This is a genomic window from Hymenobacter sp. 15J16-1T3B (genome assembly GCF_020711235.1).
Lineage (GTDB): Bacteria > Bacteroidota > Bacteroidia > Cytophagales > Hymenobacteraceae > Solirubrum.
Window position 1 is genome coordinate 69,551 of the sequence record NZ_JAJFAV010000012.1, and the last position, 16,213, is coordinate 85,763.

Genomic DNA, 16,213 nt, shown 5'->3' on the forward strand with positions numbered 1-16,213 from the left:
CATGTGCGTCCTGCCCGTCAAATGGGCCGGAGCCGTGCCGTTGCATACCGTCTGGAAATGAAGCCTCCGCAGCTAGTTTTTCCGACCTGAAATCAACCAAGCCCGGCTCCGTACCACGGAAGCCGGGCTTTTTTTCTGCCTAGCGAGTTATGAAAGCCCCGCACTTCACCGCCGAAGACCACCTCGTGTGGAAAGTTCTCTTCGACCGTCAGACCGCCCTGCTGCACCGCCGGGCCGCGGCGCCCTTTATGGCCGGGGTGCAGCGTCTCGGCCTCAGCCGCGACGCTGCACCCGACCTCGACGCCCTGACCGAGCGCCTGCACCAGCTGACCGGCTGGGAGGTCGTGTCGGCACCCGGCCGCGTCGACGATAAAACGTTTCTGGCCTTGCTGGCCGAGCGGAAGTTCCCCGTTACGCACTGGGTCCGCTCGATGCAGTTCTTCGACTTCCTCGCGGGCCCCGACCTCTTTCACGACGCGTTCGGTCACTTACCGCTGCTCACCGACCCCGAGTGGGCGGCTTGGCTGGCGCACTTCGGCCAGATAGCCCGCCACCACCTCCACGACGAGCAAGCGGTGCAGCAGCTGGTGCGCTTGTTCTGGCACACCGCCGAGTTTGGCTTGGTGCAGGAGGGTGAGACCCTGCGCGTGTACGGCGCCGGGCTGCTGTCGTCGGCCGCAGAGCTGCACCACTGCCTTGCTGCCGAGGCGCCGCGGCAACCCTTGGAAGTCAGCGAAGCCCTGGCCACGCCCATCGTGCGCGACGGGTTTCAGCAGCAGTACTTCGTGCTGCCCGCCTGGGCCGAACTGGCTGATGCCACCGCCGAACTGGTGGTGCGACTGACTGCCGTGCCCGCTTCCGGTGCCCCCGAAGCGCCTCAATCCGCTAGCCGCACTGCCGCCGTGGTGCCGGGTTTGTCGTCCTAGCCTCTTATTAATTAGTTTGAGGGGCTGCGTGGCTCATGCCTGGGTTTGTGGCAACGCAGCTGGAAACCTTTACGCGCGTGATACCCGGCCAAGCCACGACAAACTAAGACCTCGCAAACGTCTTCTTTCAAGCTACTTGCTCATACCCGAAAACAGAAAAGCCCGCTAGCAGCGGGCTTTTCTGTTTGGTGGGGCTGCCGCAACGGGCAGCCAATAGGGAAAGGCCTACCGTTTGCGCAGGCGCTTAAGGGCGTAAGCGGCCCCGCCGGCAAGCAGCAGGGAGGCACCGCCGTCAAGGGGCACGGCGGTGGGGTCGGCGGCGGGCGTGCCAGGCGTGGGACCACCCGAGCCAGGCGTTTGAGCCTGAGCGGCGTGGACCAGAATAATCAGCAGCGAGGAGCACAAGAGCGTACCGAGGCGCAGAAGAGCAGAAGAGCGAAGCATAGAATGGAATTGGAGCAGAAACGAAAGAGGTACGCGGTTCTTACTCAATGACCACGCGCTTGGTAACGGAGCCCTGGGGCAGGGCAACGCGCAGCGTGTAGACGCCGGGGGCAAACTGACCCACCTGCAGCGTTTGGGCGGCCGCGCCGCGGCCGGCGGGCAGGGTGCGGCGCAGCACTTCCTGGCCCAGGGCGTTGAGCAGCACCACGTCGGCCGGGTGCTGGTCGGCGGGCAGGCTCAGGAAGAGCTGCTGACGGGCCGGGTTGGGGTACACCGACACCTGCGCGGCCAGGGCCGCCGCCGAGGCGGCCGTTACGCGGTTGTTGAAGATCAGCTCGAAGCGGGGCGTGCTCAGGGAGGCGTCGGCCGCGAACGAGTAGCTAGCCAGCGGGGCCAGCGGGGTGAGCGTGCCGGTGAGCAGGTCGCGCAGCTGCACGCCGGTGCCGGCGGGCAGGTTCGCCAGCTCATCTACGCGCAGCGAGTACGTGCCGCTCTGGGCCACGCGCACCAGCACCGGCACTGTCACGGGCGTCGTGCCCAGCGCGGGTCGGCCGTCGATGGCCAGCAGCGCGCCGGCCGCGTCCAGGCCCAGCAGCACGTTGTGGCCGGCCGTGAGCTTGGGCGCGTCGAAGGCCGCGTCGAAGCCGGCGGTGGCGCCGGTCTGGAAGTAGAGGGCAACTTGGTCGCTGGCACTCTGCCCGCTCAGGCTCAGCTGCAGCTGCGGGCGGGTGTCGGCGGCGCTGCGCTGCAGCGCGGCGTCGGTGTAGGTCGTGCGGCGGGCGGCGTTCGAAAGCGAAAGAGTCGCGGAGGCGCCGGGCGCGCTGGTGTGCACGAAGAAGGCTTGGCCCAGCGGGATGATATTGCTGCCGCCGTTCACGCCCACGCCGTTGACGTAGCTGGCGTAGGTGCCCGCGTACTGCCCGCTCGACTTGTACACGTGCACGGCATTGTCGAGGCCCGTCGCGCCGGTGAAGGCTTGGGTCCAATCCAGCGGCGCCGGGTAGGGGTTGCCCAGCAGGTGCCAGCCTGACTGCGTTTGCGTGCCGCGGCTCAGGCCGGTGATGGCCACGCTGCCGTTGCCGAGTGTGCCGACGAAGTCGACGGTCTGGCCCGCGGCCAGGTTGACCGTGTAGCCCCGGCCCGGCACCATCGCCTCACCCGTGCTGGCCGGCGACACCCAGCCTTGGTCGAAGTCCGCCACGGCCCCGCTGGTCGAGGCGTTGACGCGGCTCTGGTCGTAGGCAAATACCGTCGGGAAGGGCGTTACGCCGCCCGGGTTGGCAGCCGAGTTGTAGGCCGCGTTGACCCGCGGCGTAAAGGCGCTGGTGGCCAGGTCGCTCAGCGTGGTGTTGGCGACGGGGGCGGCCAGGTGGCGGTAGCCCAGGCCCGAGTTCAGGCCGCCGTCCAGGTAGCGCTGCACGGTGGCGGTGCCAGTAACCGTGGCCGCGCCGGCGTTGACGACCATGGCCGTGCCGGTCGACGACGAGAGCAGGGTGAGGTTGCCGCCCGAGGCCAGGGTGCCGTTGAGCGTGAGCAGGCGCGCCACCGAAAGCGGCGCAGTTAGCTGCGCCCCGGCCGCGCCCACCGTCACGTTAGCCAGCTGCACGGCGTTGCCGCCGCCCAGCGTTTGCAGCGCGTTGCCCGTCGTGACGAGCGTGCCCGCGCCGCTGAGTGTGCCGTTGTTGGTCAGGTTCCCGGCCAAGGAGAGGGTGCCGCCGCTGGCAATCTGCAGCGTGGCCCCGCTGACCACGTTGAGCGAGGCCGAAGCCCCGGCGGTGCCCAGGATGGGCATGCGCGGCGCGCTAGCGGGGATGAATACGTCGGTGGTGCTGGTGGGCAGCACATTGTTGGTCCAGTTGCCGGCCGTAGCCCAGTCCGTGCTGACTGCCCCCGTCCAAGTACCATTGGCGGCGGGTGGGTTCACGATGACCTGCAGGTCAAAGGTAGTCTGGGCCGGGAGGGGCAGGCCGTTGTCGGTGGCAATGAAGCTGACCGTATTGGTGCCCACGTTGCAGGGGCTGCCGGTCACGGTAAACACCGTGGTCGGGTTGCTGGTGTTGTTGCCGGTGGTGGTGATGGAGGCGTTGCAGAGGCCCCGCAGCGCCGAGCTCACGTCAACCGTTTGCGAAACCTCCGGCCCCGAAAACTGCATGGTGATGGTCTGGGTTTCGCCCTGGTTCAGCGTGATGGTGCTGCCGGCCGGCAAGCCGGCCACGGCCGGCGGAATGTTGCTGCTGCCGCCGCCGCTGCTCGCGCCGCGCACTTGGTAGCCCAGGCACTGCGCGTCCAGCCAGCTCACGCCGCCCGGTTCGCCCACGGTGGGCTGGTTGGGCGCTTGGTTGCTGTCCAGGTTGAAACGCCCGGTCTGGATGTAGTCGATACCGTTGCCGCTGTTGGCGCCAACGGTGGCCGGTACGCCGCCAAAGCCCCCGGAGCCCTGCGAGGCGCTGCCGGTGGTCCACTGCATGTCATCGTAGGAGATGAGCACGTCGTTGCCGGTGAAGCCGGGCGCCGTGTTGGCCTTGATGACGAGCTGAAAGGTGTTTTTCTTGTCGGCCTGGGTGCCGTAGTACCCGACTTTGTTCCAGACAACTACCAGGCGGTCGGGGAAAACTTTAAACCACACCGAGCCGCTGGCGGGGTTGCGCGTGTCCACGTCGGCCCAAAAAGCCGCCACCATGGGCGTGGAGATGGGAAAGCCCGACGAGCTGTAGGTCCCCAACCCCGCGTTGAAGGTGATGTTGCCGTTGGTGTTGACGTACACCGAGTTGTACGTATTGCCGAACAGGGAAAAATCCCAGCCCAGGGATACCGGGCCGTAGTAGTTGTCGTCGGCGCGCGGAACCTGCGTCCAACCGCCGGCGGCCGTCGTATCGAAGGGCTCAAAGCAGGCCGGACGGGCCACTACCGGGCCGGCGGGCCGCACGGCCGCGGGCCGATGGGCTGCCGTGGGCGACTGGTTGGCCAGCCGTTGCTTGCGCAGGGAGTAGTTCGGGTCGGTGTCGGCCGGGTCCCAGTTGCGGGGCGGGCCGGTTTGCTGGGCGAAGGCAGCGCTGCCGAGCAGCAGTGCCATCATCGCCGTGCCGAAAAGACGGCGTAATCGGGTAACGGTGGGCATAGAGTAAGAAGATGAAGTGGACAAAAAACTTGGACGAAACCGGCTTGCGGCCACGAATGACCCGACCAGCGGCAATAGTCAGAGCGAAAGTAACAGGTGTAGATATGGAAACAACCCCCAAATCCAGGATTTGGGGGTCTTTATTCTAAGCAATATACCAGCCGGGGTCAGGGGTAGGCCCGCGCAAGCAGGCAATAGACCAATGAGCGGGAAGCGCCGACCCAGCGCCAGCGCCTACGCTTTGAGCTTGAATTTCTTTAGTAAGTAGTTCAGCGCGATGGTGTTGGCCTGGGTGGCCGCCTTGGCGTCGTACTTGGGGTTCGACGGATTGGCAAAGGCGTGCACGGCGTCAAAGCTGTGTACCGTGAGTTGCTTGCCGGCCTTTTTCATATCGGCTTGAAATTGTTTCACCACCGCCGGGCTGATGCCCTGGTCCTGGGTGGCAAAGAGACCCAGCACATCGGTGTTAAGGGTTTTGAGCTTGGCTACGTCTTTTTCGGGCATGCCGTAGTACATCACGCAGCCCACGGCCTGCTTGCCGGCCAGCAGAGCTGCCTGCAACGACCAGCCCCCGCCGAAGCACCAGCCCAGCGAGGCTACTTGCGCCTTGGGCCCGGCGTGCAGCAACGCGCCGCGCAGAATGTTTTTGGCTCTGTTGTTATCCACGGCCTGCACCAGGCGGCTGGCTTCTTCGGCGGTGGTGGCCAGCTTGCCGTCGTAGAGGTCCACGGCCAGCACCGTTACGCCGGGCAGGGAAGCGGCGAGGCGGTCGGTTTCGCGCTTGATGTAGTCGTTCAGGCCCCACCATTCGTGAATCACCAGCAGGTACTTGCCGTCCTTGGTGCCCGGGCCGACTTGGTAGGCGTGGGCCGTGCTGCTGTCGGGCGTGGAGTAGGTAATGATTTTCCCGGCCTGCTGCGGGGTATAGTCCAGGGGCAGCGGCGAGTCGTGCCCGCTCATGAAGGCCGGGTCGGCGGCCAAGCTGGCGAAGGCCACCAGGGCATCGGGCGCGGGTTTGACGCAGCAAGAAGGAGCTGCTTTTTGGGCAAAACCGGTGGCAGCCAGCAGCCAAGCGGCCAGCACAAGGACGAGGTGTTTCATGGAATAAGGCTTGGGAGTGGGTTTGGTCCCTGAATCGAAAACCAAGGCAATATGTTTCGCTCCGAGGTTCTCAGGCCGGGGCTCCGGTGCGCACGTCAGCCTTAAGTTCGGTGAGCAGGGCGTAGAGCCCGACGTACGTGCGGTTCAGGTAAATGAAGTGCTCCGAACCGCGCGGTTCCCGCTGCCGGCGCAGCTCGGGCTGCTGCAGCAGGTCGTCGCCGAGGGCGTAGAGCGCCTGCATAAATGCTGGGTCGCCAAAGTCGAAATGGGGCTGGCGGAAAGGCCGGCCTACCAGGGTCAGCGAATCGTGCAGGGTGCGCAGGTACAGCTCGCGCAGGGCGGGCGCGTCGGCAGGGCGCAGCACGCCGGCTTCGGTGAGCAGGGCGGCCAAGCGGCCTTCGTCGGCTAGGGTTTCCGGAGCCAGCAGGGCCGTGAATAACCGGTGTACCTCGGCCGGAATGGTCTTTACGCAGCCGAAATCGAGGACGCCGACCGTGCCGCCGTGCTCCGCTCGCAGCAGGAAGTTGCCGGGGTGCGGGTCGGCATGCACCTGCCGCAGCGTGTGCAGCTGGTGCATGTAAAAGTCCCAGAGCGCCTGCCCGAGTTGGTTGCGCACGGCCTGCGGGGGCTCAGTGGCCAGAAACTCGCGCAAATGCTGGCCGGGCAACCAGTCCATCGTCAGGATGCGGGCCGCCGACAGCTCGGGGTAGTAGCCCGGAAACTCCAGGTGCGGCAGCTGCGCCGAGGCCTGGGCAATCTGCTGGCCGCGGCGCAGCTCCAAGGCGTAATCGGTTTCCTCCAGCAGGCGCGTTTCCACTTCCTCCAAGTACGGGCGCACGGTGGCTTCGTCGAGCCCGAGCACCCGTAGGGCAATGGGCTTGACCAAGCGGATGTCGGAGCGGATGCTGGCCGCCACGCCGGGGTACTGCACCTTCACGGCCAGGGGGCAGCCGTTTTTGCGCGCGAAATGCACCTGCCCGATGCTGGCCGCCTGCCGGGCCTGCGGCTCAAACTCGTCGAATAGCTCGTAGGGCGACTTGCCGAATGTGTCGCGGAAGACCTTGATAACCAAGGGCGCCGACAACGGCGGGGTTTGGTACTGGGCTTGGGCAAACTGCTCGGCGTAGGCCGCAGGCAGGATGTTTTTTTCCATGGCCAACATCTGCGCCACTTTCAGCACCGAGCCCTTCATTTCGCTCAGGGCGCCGTAGAGTTCGGCCGCGTTGGCCGCGTGCAGGTCCTCGGGCCGCACCTCGGCCCCGGCGGCGCGCTTGGCGTAGTGCTTCACGTAGTTGGCCCCCACTTTCAGGCCGGTTTTGGCGAAGCGGGTAGCCCGAGCCACTTTGCTGGTCGGCAGCGAGGCCAAAGACCCGGCGTCCGGCTCGCCGGCCGGCCGCGGGGCGTCGGCAGCCGGGTCGTGCGTGGGCTCGCTCATGCCCGCCGGGCCGATTGGATCAGGAAACGCGCCAGGTCCAAGGCCGAGTCAAACGTGTTGCGGCCGACTAGGTCGAAGCTGAGCGTCACGGCTTTTTCCACCGCCGCGTCGCTGCGCTCAAAGTTCAAGGACTCGTCCTTCGCGAAAAAGCCGAGCACAAACAGCGCCTGCTGCCAGAAGGCGCGCGGGTACTGCTCTTGCAGCAGCGGGCGGGCCGCCACTTCCTCGCTCAGCCGGCCTTCGCGCAGCAAATCGGCCACGAAGGTTTCGAAGTCTTGGCGGAAGTCGTCGAGCACGCGGGGCGTGAAGCCGGGCACTGCGGGCATAGAACGGCGCAAGGACTGCAGGGCGTAGCTGCGGTTCTGCTTCAGGATTTCGAGCAGCGTGAAATAAAACGCCAGCAGCTTTTCCCGCGCCCCGTAGTCGGCCCACACCGGCTCTTGCGCGGCCCGGGTGCGGGCATTCCGGCCAAAGTCGGCCCACAACTCCCGGTCGATGGCCGCGAAGGTGGGGTAGTAGCGGTAAAACTCAGCTTCCGGCAAATCCAACTGCTGCGTGAGCTGGTACACCGATGCCGGGGGCTGGTTGTGCCGGAGCACGTAGTCGAGGTATGCCTGCTTGATGCGGTCCTTTTCCATAGCACTTATCAACCACGGAAGGCCGCTAATGGTTGGGATTCAAAATTGAAAATGAGCGCAGTATTATGCATTAAAATAATATTTTATTGAACATAGTTGGTGTTTTATCCAAGGGTAGTACTTTTGACCAACTCGGTATTATGCCGCTAACCCCATGGATTATCTTATTTCCTTTCGAGTAGCACTGTGCTGGGGAGGCCTGTTGCTTACGGGCCCCACAGCCTTTGCGCAATCAATCGGCCCTAGTATTGCCGGCAGTGTGCAGTCAATTGAAAGCCAAGGTGTAAGCAAGGCGTTGGTAACGGTGGTGCACGTGCCCTCCGGCGCTAAAAAGGCCACCACCACCGACGGCAGCGGCAAGTTTGTGTTGGCGAACCTGACCGCCGGCGGACCCTACGTGGTGCAGGTCAGCCAGCCGGGGTTCCAGTCGCGGGTGGCCGATAACGTGTTTCTGACCACGGACCAGCCCACCAAGCTGACGTTCACGCTGACGCGGCCTGGTGACAAATCCGCTGCCCGCGCATCGGCTTCGACTGCAACGCCGCGCGAAGCTACCGCACCGGCTCCGGTGGCCGCACCGCTGCCGGCGCCTCAGCTCACCGCCCAGGTTGCGGCGCCGGCGTCCGGCGCCAGTGCGGGCGAGCCGGCCCGCACCTACGCCTACAAGCCTCGGGCCGCCTACACTCCGCGCAAGCCCGCGCCCGTGGTGAAGCCCGCCACCAGCGGCCACTACGACGCCAAGTCTGGCAACTACATCTACGAAACCGGCGCCCCCGTTACCCTCAAGCTCGCCGGCGGCAGCCAGCTCAGCGGCGTGGGGCAGATGTCGACCGAAAGCCTGCTGTACCGGTTCATCACCGACCCGGCCGCGCAGGTGGATACCGTGGACCTGACCAGGGGCTGGGTGAACTTCGACCGGGTGTTCTTCGAGCCCGGCAAGGCCACGCTCACGCCCGATTCGCGGGTGCAGCTCGGCCACATTGCCCAGTTGCTGCGGGCCTACCCGAACGTGCGCATCAAGCTCGGCGGCTACACCGACAGCACCGGGGCCTACAAAGTCAACCGCCTGCTCAGCGAAGCCCGCGCCCAAGCGGCCTGGGCTACTCTGGTGGAAATGGGCGTGGGCGCCAGCCGCATGGATGCCCGCGGCTACGGCCCGCGCTACGCCATTGCGCCGAACACCAGCGAGGAAGGCCGCGCCATGAACCGCCGGCTGAGCATCAAGGTGCTGCAGAAGTAACAGCTGGTTTTGCCCTGCAACCCGCCCGCGCCCGGCTTCCACCTCTGGTAGCTGGGCGCGGGCGGGTTGCAGGAGCGTCTCAGCCGGCCGAGGCGGCCTGGTACGCGGCCCGGTAGGTGCTGATGGCCCGCTCCCGCGCAAATTTGTGGTCTATCAGGGGCGCGGGGTACGCGGGCGTGCCGAACTCGGGCACCCAGCGGCGCACGTACTCGCGCGTGGGGTCGAACTTGTCGAGCTGCGAATCGGGGCTGAACACCCGGAACCAGGGCGCGGCCACCACGCCGGTGCCCGCCACCCACTGCCAGTTGCCCACGTTCAGGGCCAGGTCGTAGTCGAGCAGCTTGTCGCCGAAGTACCGCTCGCCCCAGCGCCAATCGATGAGCAGGTGCTTGACCAGGAAGCTGGCCGCCGCAATGCGGGCCCGGTTGGGCAGGTAGCCGGTTTGGTTCAGCTCCCGCATGCCCGCGTCGATGAGCGGGTAGCCGGTGCGGCCCTCGCACCACCGCTGAAAGTCCGCCTCGGCGTGGCGAAACGGCACGCCGCGCAGCCGCGGCTCGAAGCTTTGCTCGGGCAGCTGCGGGTAGTGCCAGAGCAGCATCATGAAATAGTCGCGCCAGATCAGCTCGGCCAGCAGCTTGGGATTCAGCGCCTGGGCCTGCCGCATCAGTTCCCGCACGCTCAGCGTGCCGAAGCGCAGGTGCACCGAGCGCCGCGTGCTGCTCTCGACAAGGCGCAGTTGGTCGCGGGTGCCGTGGTAGCCGCGCACCAGCTGCTCGCCGGGCAGCTCCGCGGCGGCCACGAACTGCTCGTAGGGCGCAAACCCCATCTGAGCCAACGTGGGGCGGGGCGGCACGGCGGGCAGCAGCTGCAGCCGGCCCGGCAACAACTCGGCCGAAGGGTAGGGCTGCAGCTGTTCGGGGCGCAGGGCGGCCAGCCAGGCGTCGCGGTAGGGGCCGAAGCTGCGGTGCGGGGTGCCGGTTTTGGTCAGCACTTCGCGTTGGTGAAAAATCACCTGGTCTTTCCGGGTCTCGAAACCGATGCCGCGCTCCTGGCACAGCTGCGCCACGGCCGCGTCGCGGGCGGTGGCGTAAGGCTCGTAGTCGGTGTTGGTGTACACGGCGGCTACGTCCAGCTGATCGAACAGCTGCCGGAAAACCTCTGCCGGGCGGCCGTAGTACGCCAGAAACGTGCCGCCGGCCGCGGCCGTCTGCTCCGCCAGCCGCTCCACCTGATCGTAGATAAAGGTGACCCGGGCATCCTGCGGGCGCGGGACGTGGTCGAGAATGTCGGTGTCGTAGATAAACAAGGGCACGACGGGCAGGCCACTCTGCAGGGCGGCCGCGAGGCCCGCGTTGTCGTGCAGGCGCAGGTCGCGCCGGTGCCAGAACAGGGCTATGGGCATAAGCAAGAGGGGAGGAGAGCGAGGGCAGGCGTGTAAGAGTTACCGCGCTGAATAACGCTTACACGCCTGCCCTCCCAAACGCATACCTTATTTCAGCGTGGAGTAGCCCCCGTCGACGCGGATGATTTGCCCGGTGATGAAGCCGGCCGCGTCGGACAGCAGGAAGGCGGCCGTTTCGGCCAGGTCCTGGGGCTGGCCCACGCGCTGCAGCGGGTGGCGCTTGGCGCCGGCCTCCTGCTTTTCGGGGGTGTTGAGCAGGGCCGCGGCCAGGGGCGTGTCGGTAAGCGAAGGCGCCAGGGCATTCACGCGCACGCCGCTGCCGGCGTATTCGGCGGCCAGGGAGCGGGTAAGACCTTCCAGGGCGGCTTTGGCAGCCGCAATGCTGGCGTGAAAGGGCATGCCGTTGTAGGCCGCCACCGTGCTGAACAGCACCACCGAGGCGCCGCCGGCTTTTTTCAGCCGCTTCAGCACAGCCTGCAGCACTTGCACGGCCCCCACCACGTTCAGCTCAAAATCCTGCCGAAACTGCTCAGCACCCAGCCGTTCGAAGGGCCGCAGCAGGATGGAGCCGGGGCAGTACACCACGCCGTGCAGCACCTCGGGCAGCGCCTCCAGCGCCGCGGCGTCGAACTGCGTTACGTCTAGCGTTAGGTGCTGCGTGTTGAGGGCCGCCAGCTCGGCGGAGCGGTGGCGCGAAGCCGTAATCAGGGTGGTGCCGGCCGCGTGCAGGCGCTGGGCGGTGGCCAAGCCGATGCCCGAAGAGGCGCCGACGATGAGAATGGTTTTGCCGGTAAAATCCATGCGGTGGGAGTGGTTGCGGAACTGAGCCATCAACCCGCCCGCCGCCCGAAGGTTTGCGCGCCGTCAATAACGCGTCAGCGCGAAAAACCACCCGTCGGATACCACGCGCCGCTGCCCGCTGCCGCCATCGAGCAACACCAGCTCAAACGTGCCGCGCACCTCCCGGCGGTCCGGCGTCCATTCCGTGACGGTCAGGCGCTGCGGCGCGCCCGGAGCGGCCAGCAGCTCGGGGCCCGACTGCCACTGCTGCCGGGCGTCGCGACGCTGCTCTGCAAAGCTGGCCTCGAAGCTGGTATACGTCCCCACACCGTGAAACCCGGGCACGCGCAGCACCAAGTCGTGGCGCACCTGCTGCGGGGTGGGCTGGCTCTCTTCGGTGGGCCGCTGCGCGTCGATGGCCGCCAGCACCAAGGTGCTGTCCTCCCACACCGTGGCCTCGACGGGAAACTTGCGGTTGAGCAGCGGCACGGCCAGCAGAAAAATGTCGCCCAGGTTGGAGTAATTATTAGCCACCACGGGCTGGCCATCGAGCCGGTACGAGACGGTGGCCTGGCCCGAAACCGGCTCCTGGGGCGGGGTGGGCTCCACGTCTGTTGAGGTGAGCGTGCAGGCCGTCAGCGTGGCGGCCAAAGCGGGGGCGCAGAGGAGGAGAGGCAGGAGCTTCATCAGCGTGGATCGGCGAGGGGAATGGCAAACGCGAGGGTGGCCAGCAGCGTCAGGTCGCGGTGCTGCGGGTTGAGGTTGCCCTGGGCCGTGAGGCCCAGGCGCGTCACGCCCAGCTCGTCCAGCTGCACTTGCCAGCCCAGCTCCAGCGGCAACCCGAGGGCGGTATAGCGCTGGTAGGCAAAATAATCGGTGCTCGGGCTGCTGAACAGGCCGCTGCGGCGCAGGGTGTAGCGGTAGTCGCCCAGGTTGCGCCCGGCTAGGAAAGCCACCCCGGCGGCGGCGTGGAAGCGGTGCGCGCCCGCGGTCAGGGCCCGGCCCAGCAGCAGGGCCGCTTCGGCCTGCCGCGAGCGGGAGTTCAGGCGGCTGAACACCGGATTCAGGTCAATTTCGCGGGGAATCCACCACTTGTAACGGGTGCGGGCCAGCAGCAGCCAGGGCCCCCGCTCGTACGCCGCGCCGGCCCCCAGGCCGTTGCCCACGCCGGCGCTCAGCGTAAGCCGCGACTCGGCGCGCTGCGCCCGGGCGCCGGGGGCGGCAAGAACAACGCCACCGACCGCCAAGACGGCGGCCCCAATTCGAAGGTTAAGCATAAAGCGTCGGCAATAACGGGTTAGCTGCTCAGGCAAGAGGAGGCGAGGCGGCCCGGGGTTGCATGACACGACCAGAATAGAATCCTGGGGCCGTATGCGGGCTGCCCGGGCCGAAGGCCGTTCTGCCTGCGGCGCAGCGCCGGTGGAATAGCGTGGGGTAGAAATATTCAAGTGTAACTAACTATCTTTTAGTCAACAGCCTCTTGCCGGGTGAATATAAATTAACGACGCAAAAATACTCGGCATGCCGAGTATATAGCCAGCGGAAGCAGCTCGTTTTGCGTAGCTTCACCACTCCCCATTCCCCAACCCCACAACCTCACTTTCATGAACATCCGCAAGCTGCTCGTCGCCAACCGCGGCGAAATTGCGATTCGCGTACTGCGCGCCGCCACCGAGCTCGGCATTCAGACGGTGGCCATTTACACCTACGAGGACCGCTACTCGCTGCACCGCTACAAGGCCGACGAAGCCTACCAAGTGGGCCGCGACGAGGACCCCTTGAAGCCCTACCTCGACATCGAGGAAATCCTGCGGGTGGCCAAGCAGAACGGCGTCGACGCGATTCACCCCGGCTACGGCTTCCTCTCCGAAAACGCCGTGTTTGCCCGGCGCTGCGGCGAGGAGGGCATCACCTTCGTGGGTCCCCGCCCGGAGGTGATGGAGGCCCTCGGCGACAAGGTGCGCGCCAAGCAGGTGGCCGTGAGCTGCCAGGTGCCCATCATCGAGAGCAGCCAACAGGACCTGACTTCGTTTGAGGTGGCCCGGCAGGAAGCCCAGCGCATCGGCTACCCGGTGATGCTGAAGGCCGCTTCGGGCGGCGGCGGGCGCGGCATGCGCGTCATCCGCGACGACGAGCAACTGGAAAAAGGCTTCTTCGAGGCCCGTAACGAAGCCCTCAAGGCCTTCGGCGACGACACGGTGTTCCTGGAGAAGTTCGTCGAGCGGCCCAAGCACATCGAGGTGCAGCTGGTGGCCGACAACCACGGCAACATCATGCACCTCTACGAGCGGGACTGCTCGGTGCAGCGCCGCTACCAGAAAGTGGTGGAAGTGGCACCCTCGCTGAACCTGCCCGACCACATGCGCCACCTCTTGTACGAGTACTCGCTGCGCCTGGGCCGGGCCGTGGGCTACAACAACGTGGGCACCGTTGAATTCCTCGTCAACCCCGAGCTGGACCGCATTTACTTCATCGAGGTGAACCCGCGCATTCAGGTGGAGCACACGGTGACGGAGATGATTACCGGCGTCGACCTGATCAAAACCCAACTGCACATTGCCGACGGCCGCCACCTCTCGGACCCCGAAATCGGGCTGGGCGAGCAGAAGCCGCTGAAAATCGGCTACGCCATTCAGTGCCGCATCACCACCGAAGACCCCGAAAACGACTTCAAGCCCGACTACGGCACCATCGTGGCCTACCGCTCGGCCGGCGGCTTCGGCATCCGCCTCGACCAGGGCTCGGTGTACCAGGGCGTCAAGATTTCCCCCTTCTTCGATTCGCTGCTGGTGAAAGTGTCGGCGCACGCGCCCACGCTGGAAGGCGCGGCGCAGAAGATGCAGCGCACCCTGGACGAATTTCGCGTGCGGGGGGTGCGCACCAACATTCAGTTCCTGCAAAACATCATTCAGCACCCGGTTTTCGTGGCCGGGCAGGCCAACGTGGACTTTATCAAGGACCACGCGGAGCTGTTTAAGTTCAAGCTGCGCCTCGACCGCGGCACCCGCCTGCTGGAGTTTCTGGGGGACTTGATTGTCAACGGCAACCCGGACGTGAAGGGCCACGTGGACCCGAAGCGGGAGCTGCCCAAGCCCACCTTGCCGCACTGCGAGCCGGGCCTGCAGGTACCGGCCGGCACCAAGCAGAAGCTCACCGAGCTGGGCCCCGAGGGCTTTGCCCAGTGGCTGCGCGAGGACCCGCTGATTCACTACACCGACACCACCTTCCGCGACGCGCACCAGAGCCTGCTGGCCACGCGCATGCGCTCCTTCGACATGCTGAAAGTGGCCGACCGCTACGCCCGCCTGCACCCGCAGACGTTCAGCATGGAAGTGTGGGGCGGCGCCACCTTCGACGTGGCCCTGCGCTTCTTGCACGAGGACCCCTGGGACCGGCTGGCCAAGCTGCGCGAAGCCGTGCCCAACGTGCTGCTGCAGATGCTCATCCGCGGGGCCAACGGTGTGGGCTACAAGGCCTACCCCGACAACCTCACGGAGCGTTTCGTGCAGCAAGCTTGGGAAACCGGCGTCGACGTGTTCCGCATCTTCGACTCCCTGAACTGGATGAAGGGCATGGAAGCCTGCATCGGCTTTGTGCGCAATAAAACCCAGGGCCTGGCCGAGGCCGCCATCTGCTACACCGGCGACATTCTGGATGTGCGGCGCAACCAGAAGTACAACCTCGACTACTACCTGCGCCTCGCCAAGCAAATCGAGGACGCCGGCGCCCACATCCTCTGCATCAAAGACATGGCCGGGCTGCTCAAGCCCTATGCCGCCACCGAGCTGGTGACGGCCCTGCGCAGCACCGTGAAGCTGCCCATTCACCTGCACACCCACGACACCTCGTCCTTGCAGGCGGCCACCTACCTCAAGGCCGTCGAAGCCGGCGTCGACGTCATCGACGTGGCCCTGGGCTCCTTGTCGGGCCTGACCTCGCAGCCCAACTTCAACTCGGTGGTGGAAATGCTGCGCGGCACGCCGCGGCACCGCGAGTTCGACCAGCTGAGCCTGAACGAGTTTTCGAACTACTTCGAGACGGTGCGCGACTATTACTACCCCTTCGAGTCGGGGCTGAAGGCGGGCACCTCGGAGGTGTTCCAGCACGAAATTCCCGGCGGGCAGTACTCCAACCTGCGCCCCCAGGCCGCCGCGCTCGGCCTGCTCGACAAGTTTGAGCTGATCAAGAAAACCTTCGCCGACGTGAACCAGCTGTTCGGCGACATCGTGAAGGTGACGCCCTCGTCGAAGGTGGTGGGCGACATGGCCCTGTTCCTGGTGTCGAACAACCTCACCACCGAGGACGTGCTGACCAAGGGGGACAGCATCGACTTCCCGGAGTCGGTGCGCGAACTGTTCCGCGGCGACATCGGGCAACCCGAGGGCGGCTGGCCCAAGAAGCTGCAGAAAGTGATTCTCAAGGACGAAAAGCCCTTCAAGGACCGGCCCAACGAGCACCTGCAGCCCATCGACTTCGAGCGGGAATGGACGAAGTTTCAGGAGAAATTCGGCCCGGGTGCGCGCTTCACCGACCTGTTGTCCTGGCTGTTGTACCCGAAGGTATTCGAGCAGTACTGGTCGCACCTGCAGCAGTACGGCGACGTGTCGGTGGTGCCCACGCGGGTGTTCTTCTACGGGCTGCGGCCGGGCGAGGAAACCATCATCGACATTGCCCGCGGCAAGAGCATCATCGTGCGCCTGCAGTCGGTGGGGCAGGTCAACGACGACGGCTGCCGCACCATTTTCTTCACCCTGAACGGGCAGACGCGCAATCTGGAAATCCGCGACCGGTCGGTGGAAGTCAAGACCGTGGCCAACCCCAAGGTGGACAAGAGCAAAACCGGGCAGATCGGGGCACCGCTGCAGGGCTTGCTCTCGAAGGTGCTGGTGGAAAACGGGCAGAAGGTGAAGCGCAACGCCCCGCTGTTCATCATCGAGGCCATGAAGATGGAAACCACCATCACCGCCCCGGCCGACGCGCTGGTGCAGGCCGTGAACCTGAGCGAAGGCACCTTGGTGAATGCCGATGACCTGGTGCTGACCTTGAACTAAGCCCGCAGGGCAAGCAAAACCGGCCGGTGAGCGGTGCCCGCGGGCGCCCCGCCGGCCGTTTTTTTTGGCAGAATATTG

12 protein-coding genes are annotated in these 16,213 nt (G+C 65.8%); 3 read left to right on the top strand and 9 right to left on the bottom strand.

What is annotated here, in order from left to right; genetic code table 11:
* Positions 1-149: 149 nt before the first annotated feature.
* Entirely contained in the window at positions 150-926 is a 777-nt protein-coding gene (locus LJ737_RS18865) for a phenylalanine-4-hydroxylase (protein ID WP_227768304.1), read from the top strand.
* A 225-nt stretch (positions 927-1,151) separates the two neighbouring features.
* Here LJ737_RS18865 and LJ737_RS18870 read toward each other — a convergent pair whose 3' ends face one another.
* The 5 genes from LJ737_RS18870 to LJ737_RS18890 form a co-directional block, all read right to left on the bottom strand.
* A complete protein-coding gene (locus LJ737_RS18870) occupies positions 1,152-1,370 on the bottom strand; it encodes a PID-CTERM protein-sorting domain-containing protein (protein ID WP_227768305.1) in 219 nt (72 codons plus the stop codon).
* A 40-nt stretch (positions 1,371-1,410) separates the two neighbouring features.
* Positions 1,411-4,488: a DUF8693 domain-containing protein gene (locus tag LJ737_RS18875; RefSeq protein WP_227768306.1), complete on the bottom strand. Its 3,078-nt coding sequence runs from the start codon at positions 4,486-4,488 to the stop codon at positions 1,411-1,413.
* 234 nt (positions 4,489-4,722) lie between these two features.
* Positions 4,723-5,589 carry a dienelactone hydrolase family protein gene (locus tag LJ737_RS18880; protein ID WP_227768307.1) on the bottom strand — a complete coding sequence of 289 codons (867 nt, stop codon included), beginning with the start codon at positions 5,587-5,589 and terminating at the stop codon, positions 4,723-4,725.
* Positions 5,590-5,659: 70 nt separating this feature from the next.
* Entirely contained in the window at positions 5,660-7,024 is a 1,365-nt protein-coding gene (locus LJ737_RS18885) for an ABC1 kinase family protein (RefSeq protein ID WP_227768308.1), read from the bottom strand.
* Complete coding sequence (locus tag LJ737_RS18890; RefSeq protein ID WP_227768309.1) at positions 7,021-7,662, bottom strand: TetR/AcrR family transcriptional regulator; 642 nt, start codon at positions 7,660-7,662, stop codon at positions 7,021-7,023. The genes LJ737_RS18885 and LJ737_RS18890 overlap by 4 nt, the downstream gene beginning before the upstream one ends.
* Before the next feature lie 154 nt (positions 7,663-7,816).
* On the opposite strand from LJ737_RS18890, the gene LJ737_RS18895 reads away from it, so the two are divergent.
* The gene (locus LJ737_RS18895; RefSeq protein ID WP_227768310.1) at positions 7,817-8,902 is read left to right on the top strand and encodes an OmpA family protein; all 1,086 of its coding nucleotides are present in this window, start codon (positions 7,817-7,819) and stop codon (positions 8,900-8,902) included.
* Positions 8,903-8,981: 79 nt separating this feature from the next.
* On the opposite strand, the gene LJ737_RS18900 is transcribed toward LJ737_RS18895, so the two are convergent.
* The 4 genes from LJ737_RS18900 to LJ737_RS18915 all read right to left on the bottom strand — a co-directional run bounded on the left by LJ737_RS18900 (position 8,982) and on the right by LJ737_RS18915 (position 12,361).
* Positions 8,982-10,304 carry a cryptochrome/photolyase family protein gene (locus LJ737_RS18900; RefSeq protein ID WP_227768311.1) on the bottom strand — a complete coding sequence of 441 codons (1,323 nt, stop codon included), beginning with the start codon at positions 10,302-10,304 and terminating at the stop codon, positions 8,982-8,984.
* Between the two features lie 87 nt (positions 10,305-10,391).
* Complete coding sequence (locus LJ737_RS18905; RefSeq protein ID WP_227768312.1) at positions 10,392-11,105, bottom strand: SDR family NAD(P)-dependent oxidoreductase; 714 nt, start codon at positions 11,103-11,105, stop codon at positions 10,392-10,394.
* Between the two features lie 63 nt (positions 11,106-11,168).
* Entirely contained in the window at positions 11,169-11,771 is a 603-nt protein-coding gene (locus LJ737_RS18910; protein WP_227768313.1) for a hypothetical protein, read from the bottom strand.
* On the bottom strand, positions 11,771-12,361 hold the full coding sequence (locus LJ737_RS18915; protein WP_227768314.1) for a hypothetical protein: 591 nt from the start codon (positions 12,359-12,361) through the stop codon (positions 11,771-11,773). Before LJ737_RS18915 ends, LJ737_RS18910 begins: the two co-directional genes overlap by 1 nt.
* Positions 12,362-12,688: 327 nt before the next feature.
* On the opposite strand from LJ737_RS18915, the gene LJ737_RS18920 reads away from it, so the two are divergent.
* Entirely contained in the window at positions 12,689-16,135 is a 3,447-nt protein-coding gene (locus LJ737_RS18920; protein WP_227768315.1) for a pyruvate carboxylase, read from the top strand.
* Positions 16,136-16,213: the final 78 nt, after the last annotated feature.

Coding starts and splice junctions, on each gene's coding strand:
- LJ737_RS18865 (WP_227768304.1), top strand. CDS start 150: ATGAAAGCCCCGCACTTCACCGCCGAAGACCACCTCGTGTGGAAAGTT.
- LJ737_RS18870 (WP_227768305.1), bottom strand. CDS start 1,370: ATGCTTCGCTCTTCTGCTCTTCTGCGCCTCGGTACGCTCTTGTGCTCC.
- LJ737_RS18875 (WP_227768306.1), bottom strand. CDS start 4,488: ATGCCCACCGTTACCCGATTACGCCGTCTTTTCGGCACGGCGATGATG.
- LJ737_RS18880 (WP_227768307.1), bottom strand. CDS start 5,589: ATGAAACACCTCGTCCTTGTGCTGGCCGCTTGGCTGCTGGCTGCCACC.
- LJ737_RS18885 (WP_227768308.1), bottom strand. CDS start 7,024: ATGAGCGAGCCCACGCACGACCCGGCTGCCGACGCCCCGCGGCCGGCC.
- LJ737_RS18890 (WP_227768309.1), bottom strand. CDS start 7,662: ATGGAAAAGGACCGCATCAAGCAGGCATACCTCGACTACGTGCTCCGG.
- LJ737_RS18895 (WP_227768310.1), top strand. CDS start 7,817: ATGGATTATCTTATTTCCTTTCGAGTAGCACTGTGCTGGGGAGGCCTG.
- LJ737_RS18900 (WP_227768311.1), bottom strand. CDS start 10,304: ATGCCCATAGCCCTGTTCTGGCACCGGCGCGACCTGCGCCTGCACGAC.
- LJ737_RS18905 (WP_227768312.1), bottom strand. CDS start 11,105: ATGGATTTTACCGGCAAAACCATTCTCATCGTCGGCGCCTCTTCGGGC.
- LJ737_RS18910 (WP_227768313.1), bottom strand. CDS start 11,771: ATGAAGCTCCTGCCTCTCCTCCTCTGCGCCCCCGCTTTGGCCGCCACG.
- LJ737_RS18915 (WP_227768314.1), bottom strand. CDS start 12,361: ATGCTTAACCTTCGAATTGGGGCCGCCGTCTTGGCGGTCGGTGGCGTT.
- LJ737_RS18920 (WP_227768315.1), top strand. CDS start 12,689: ATGAACATCCGCAAGCTGCTCGTCGCCAACCGCGGCGAAATTGCGATT.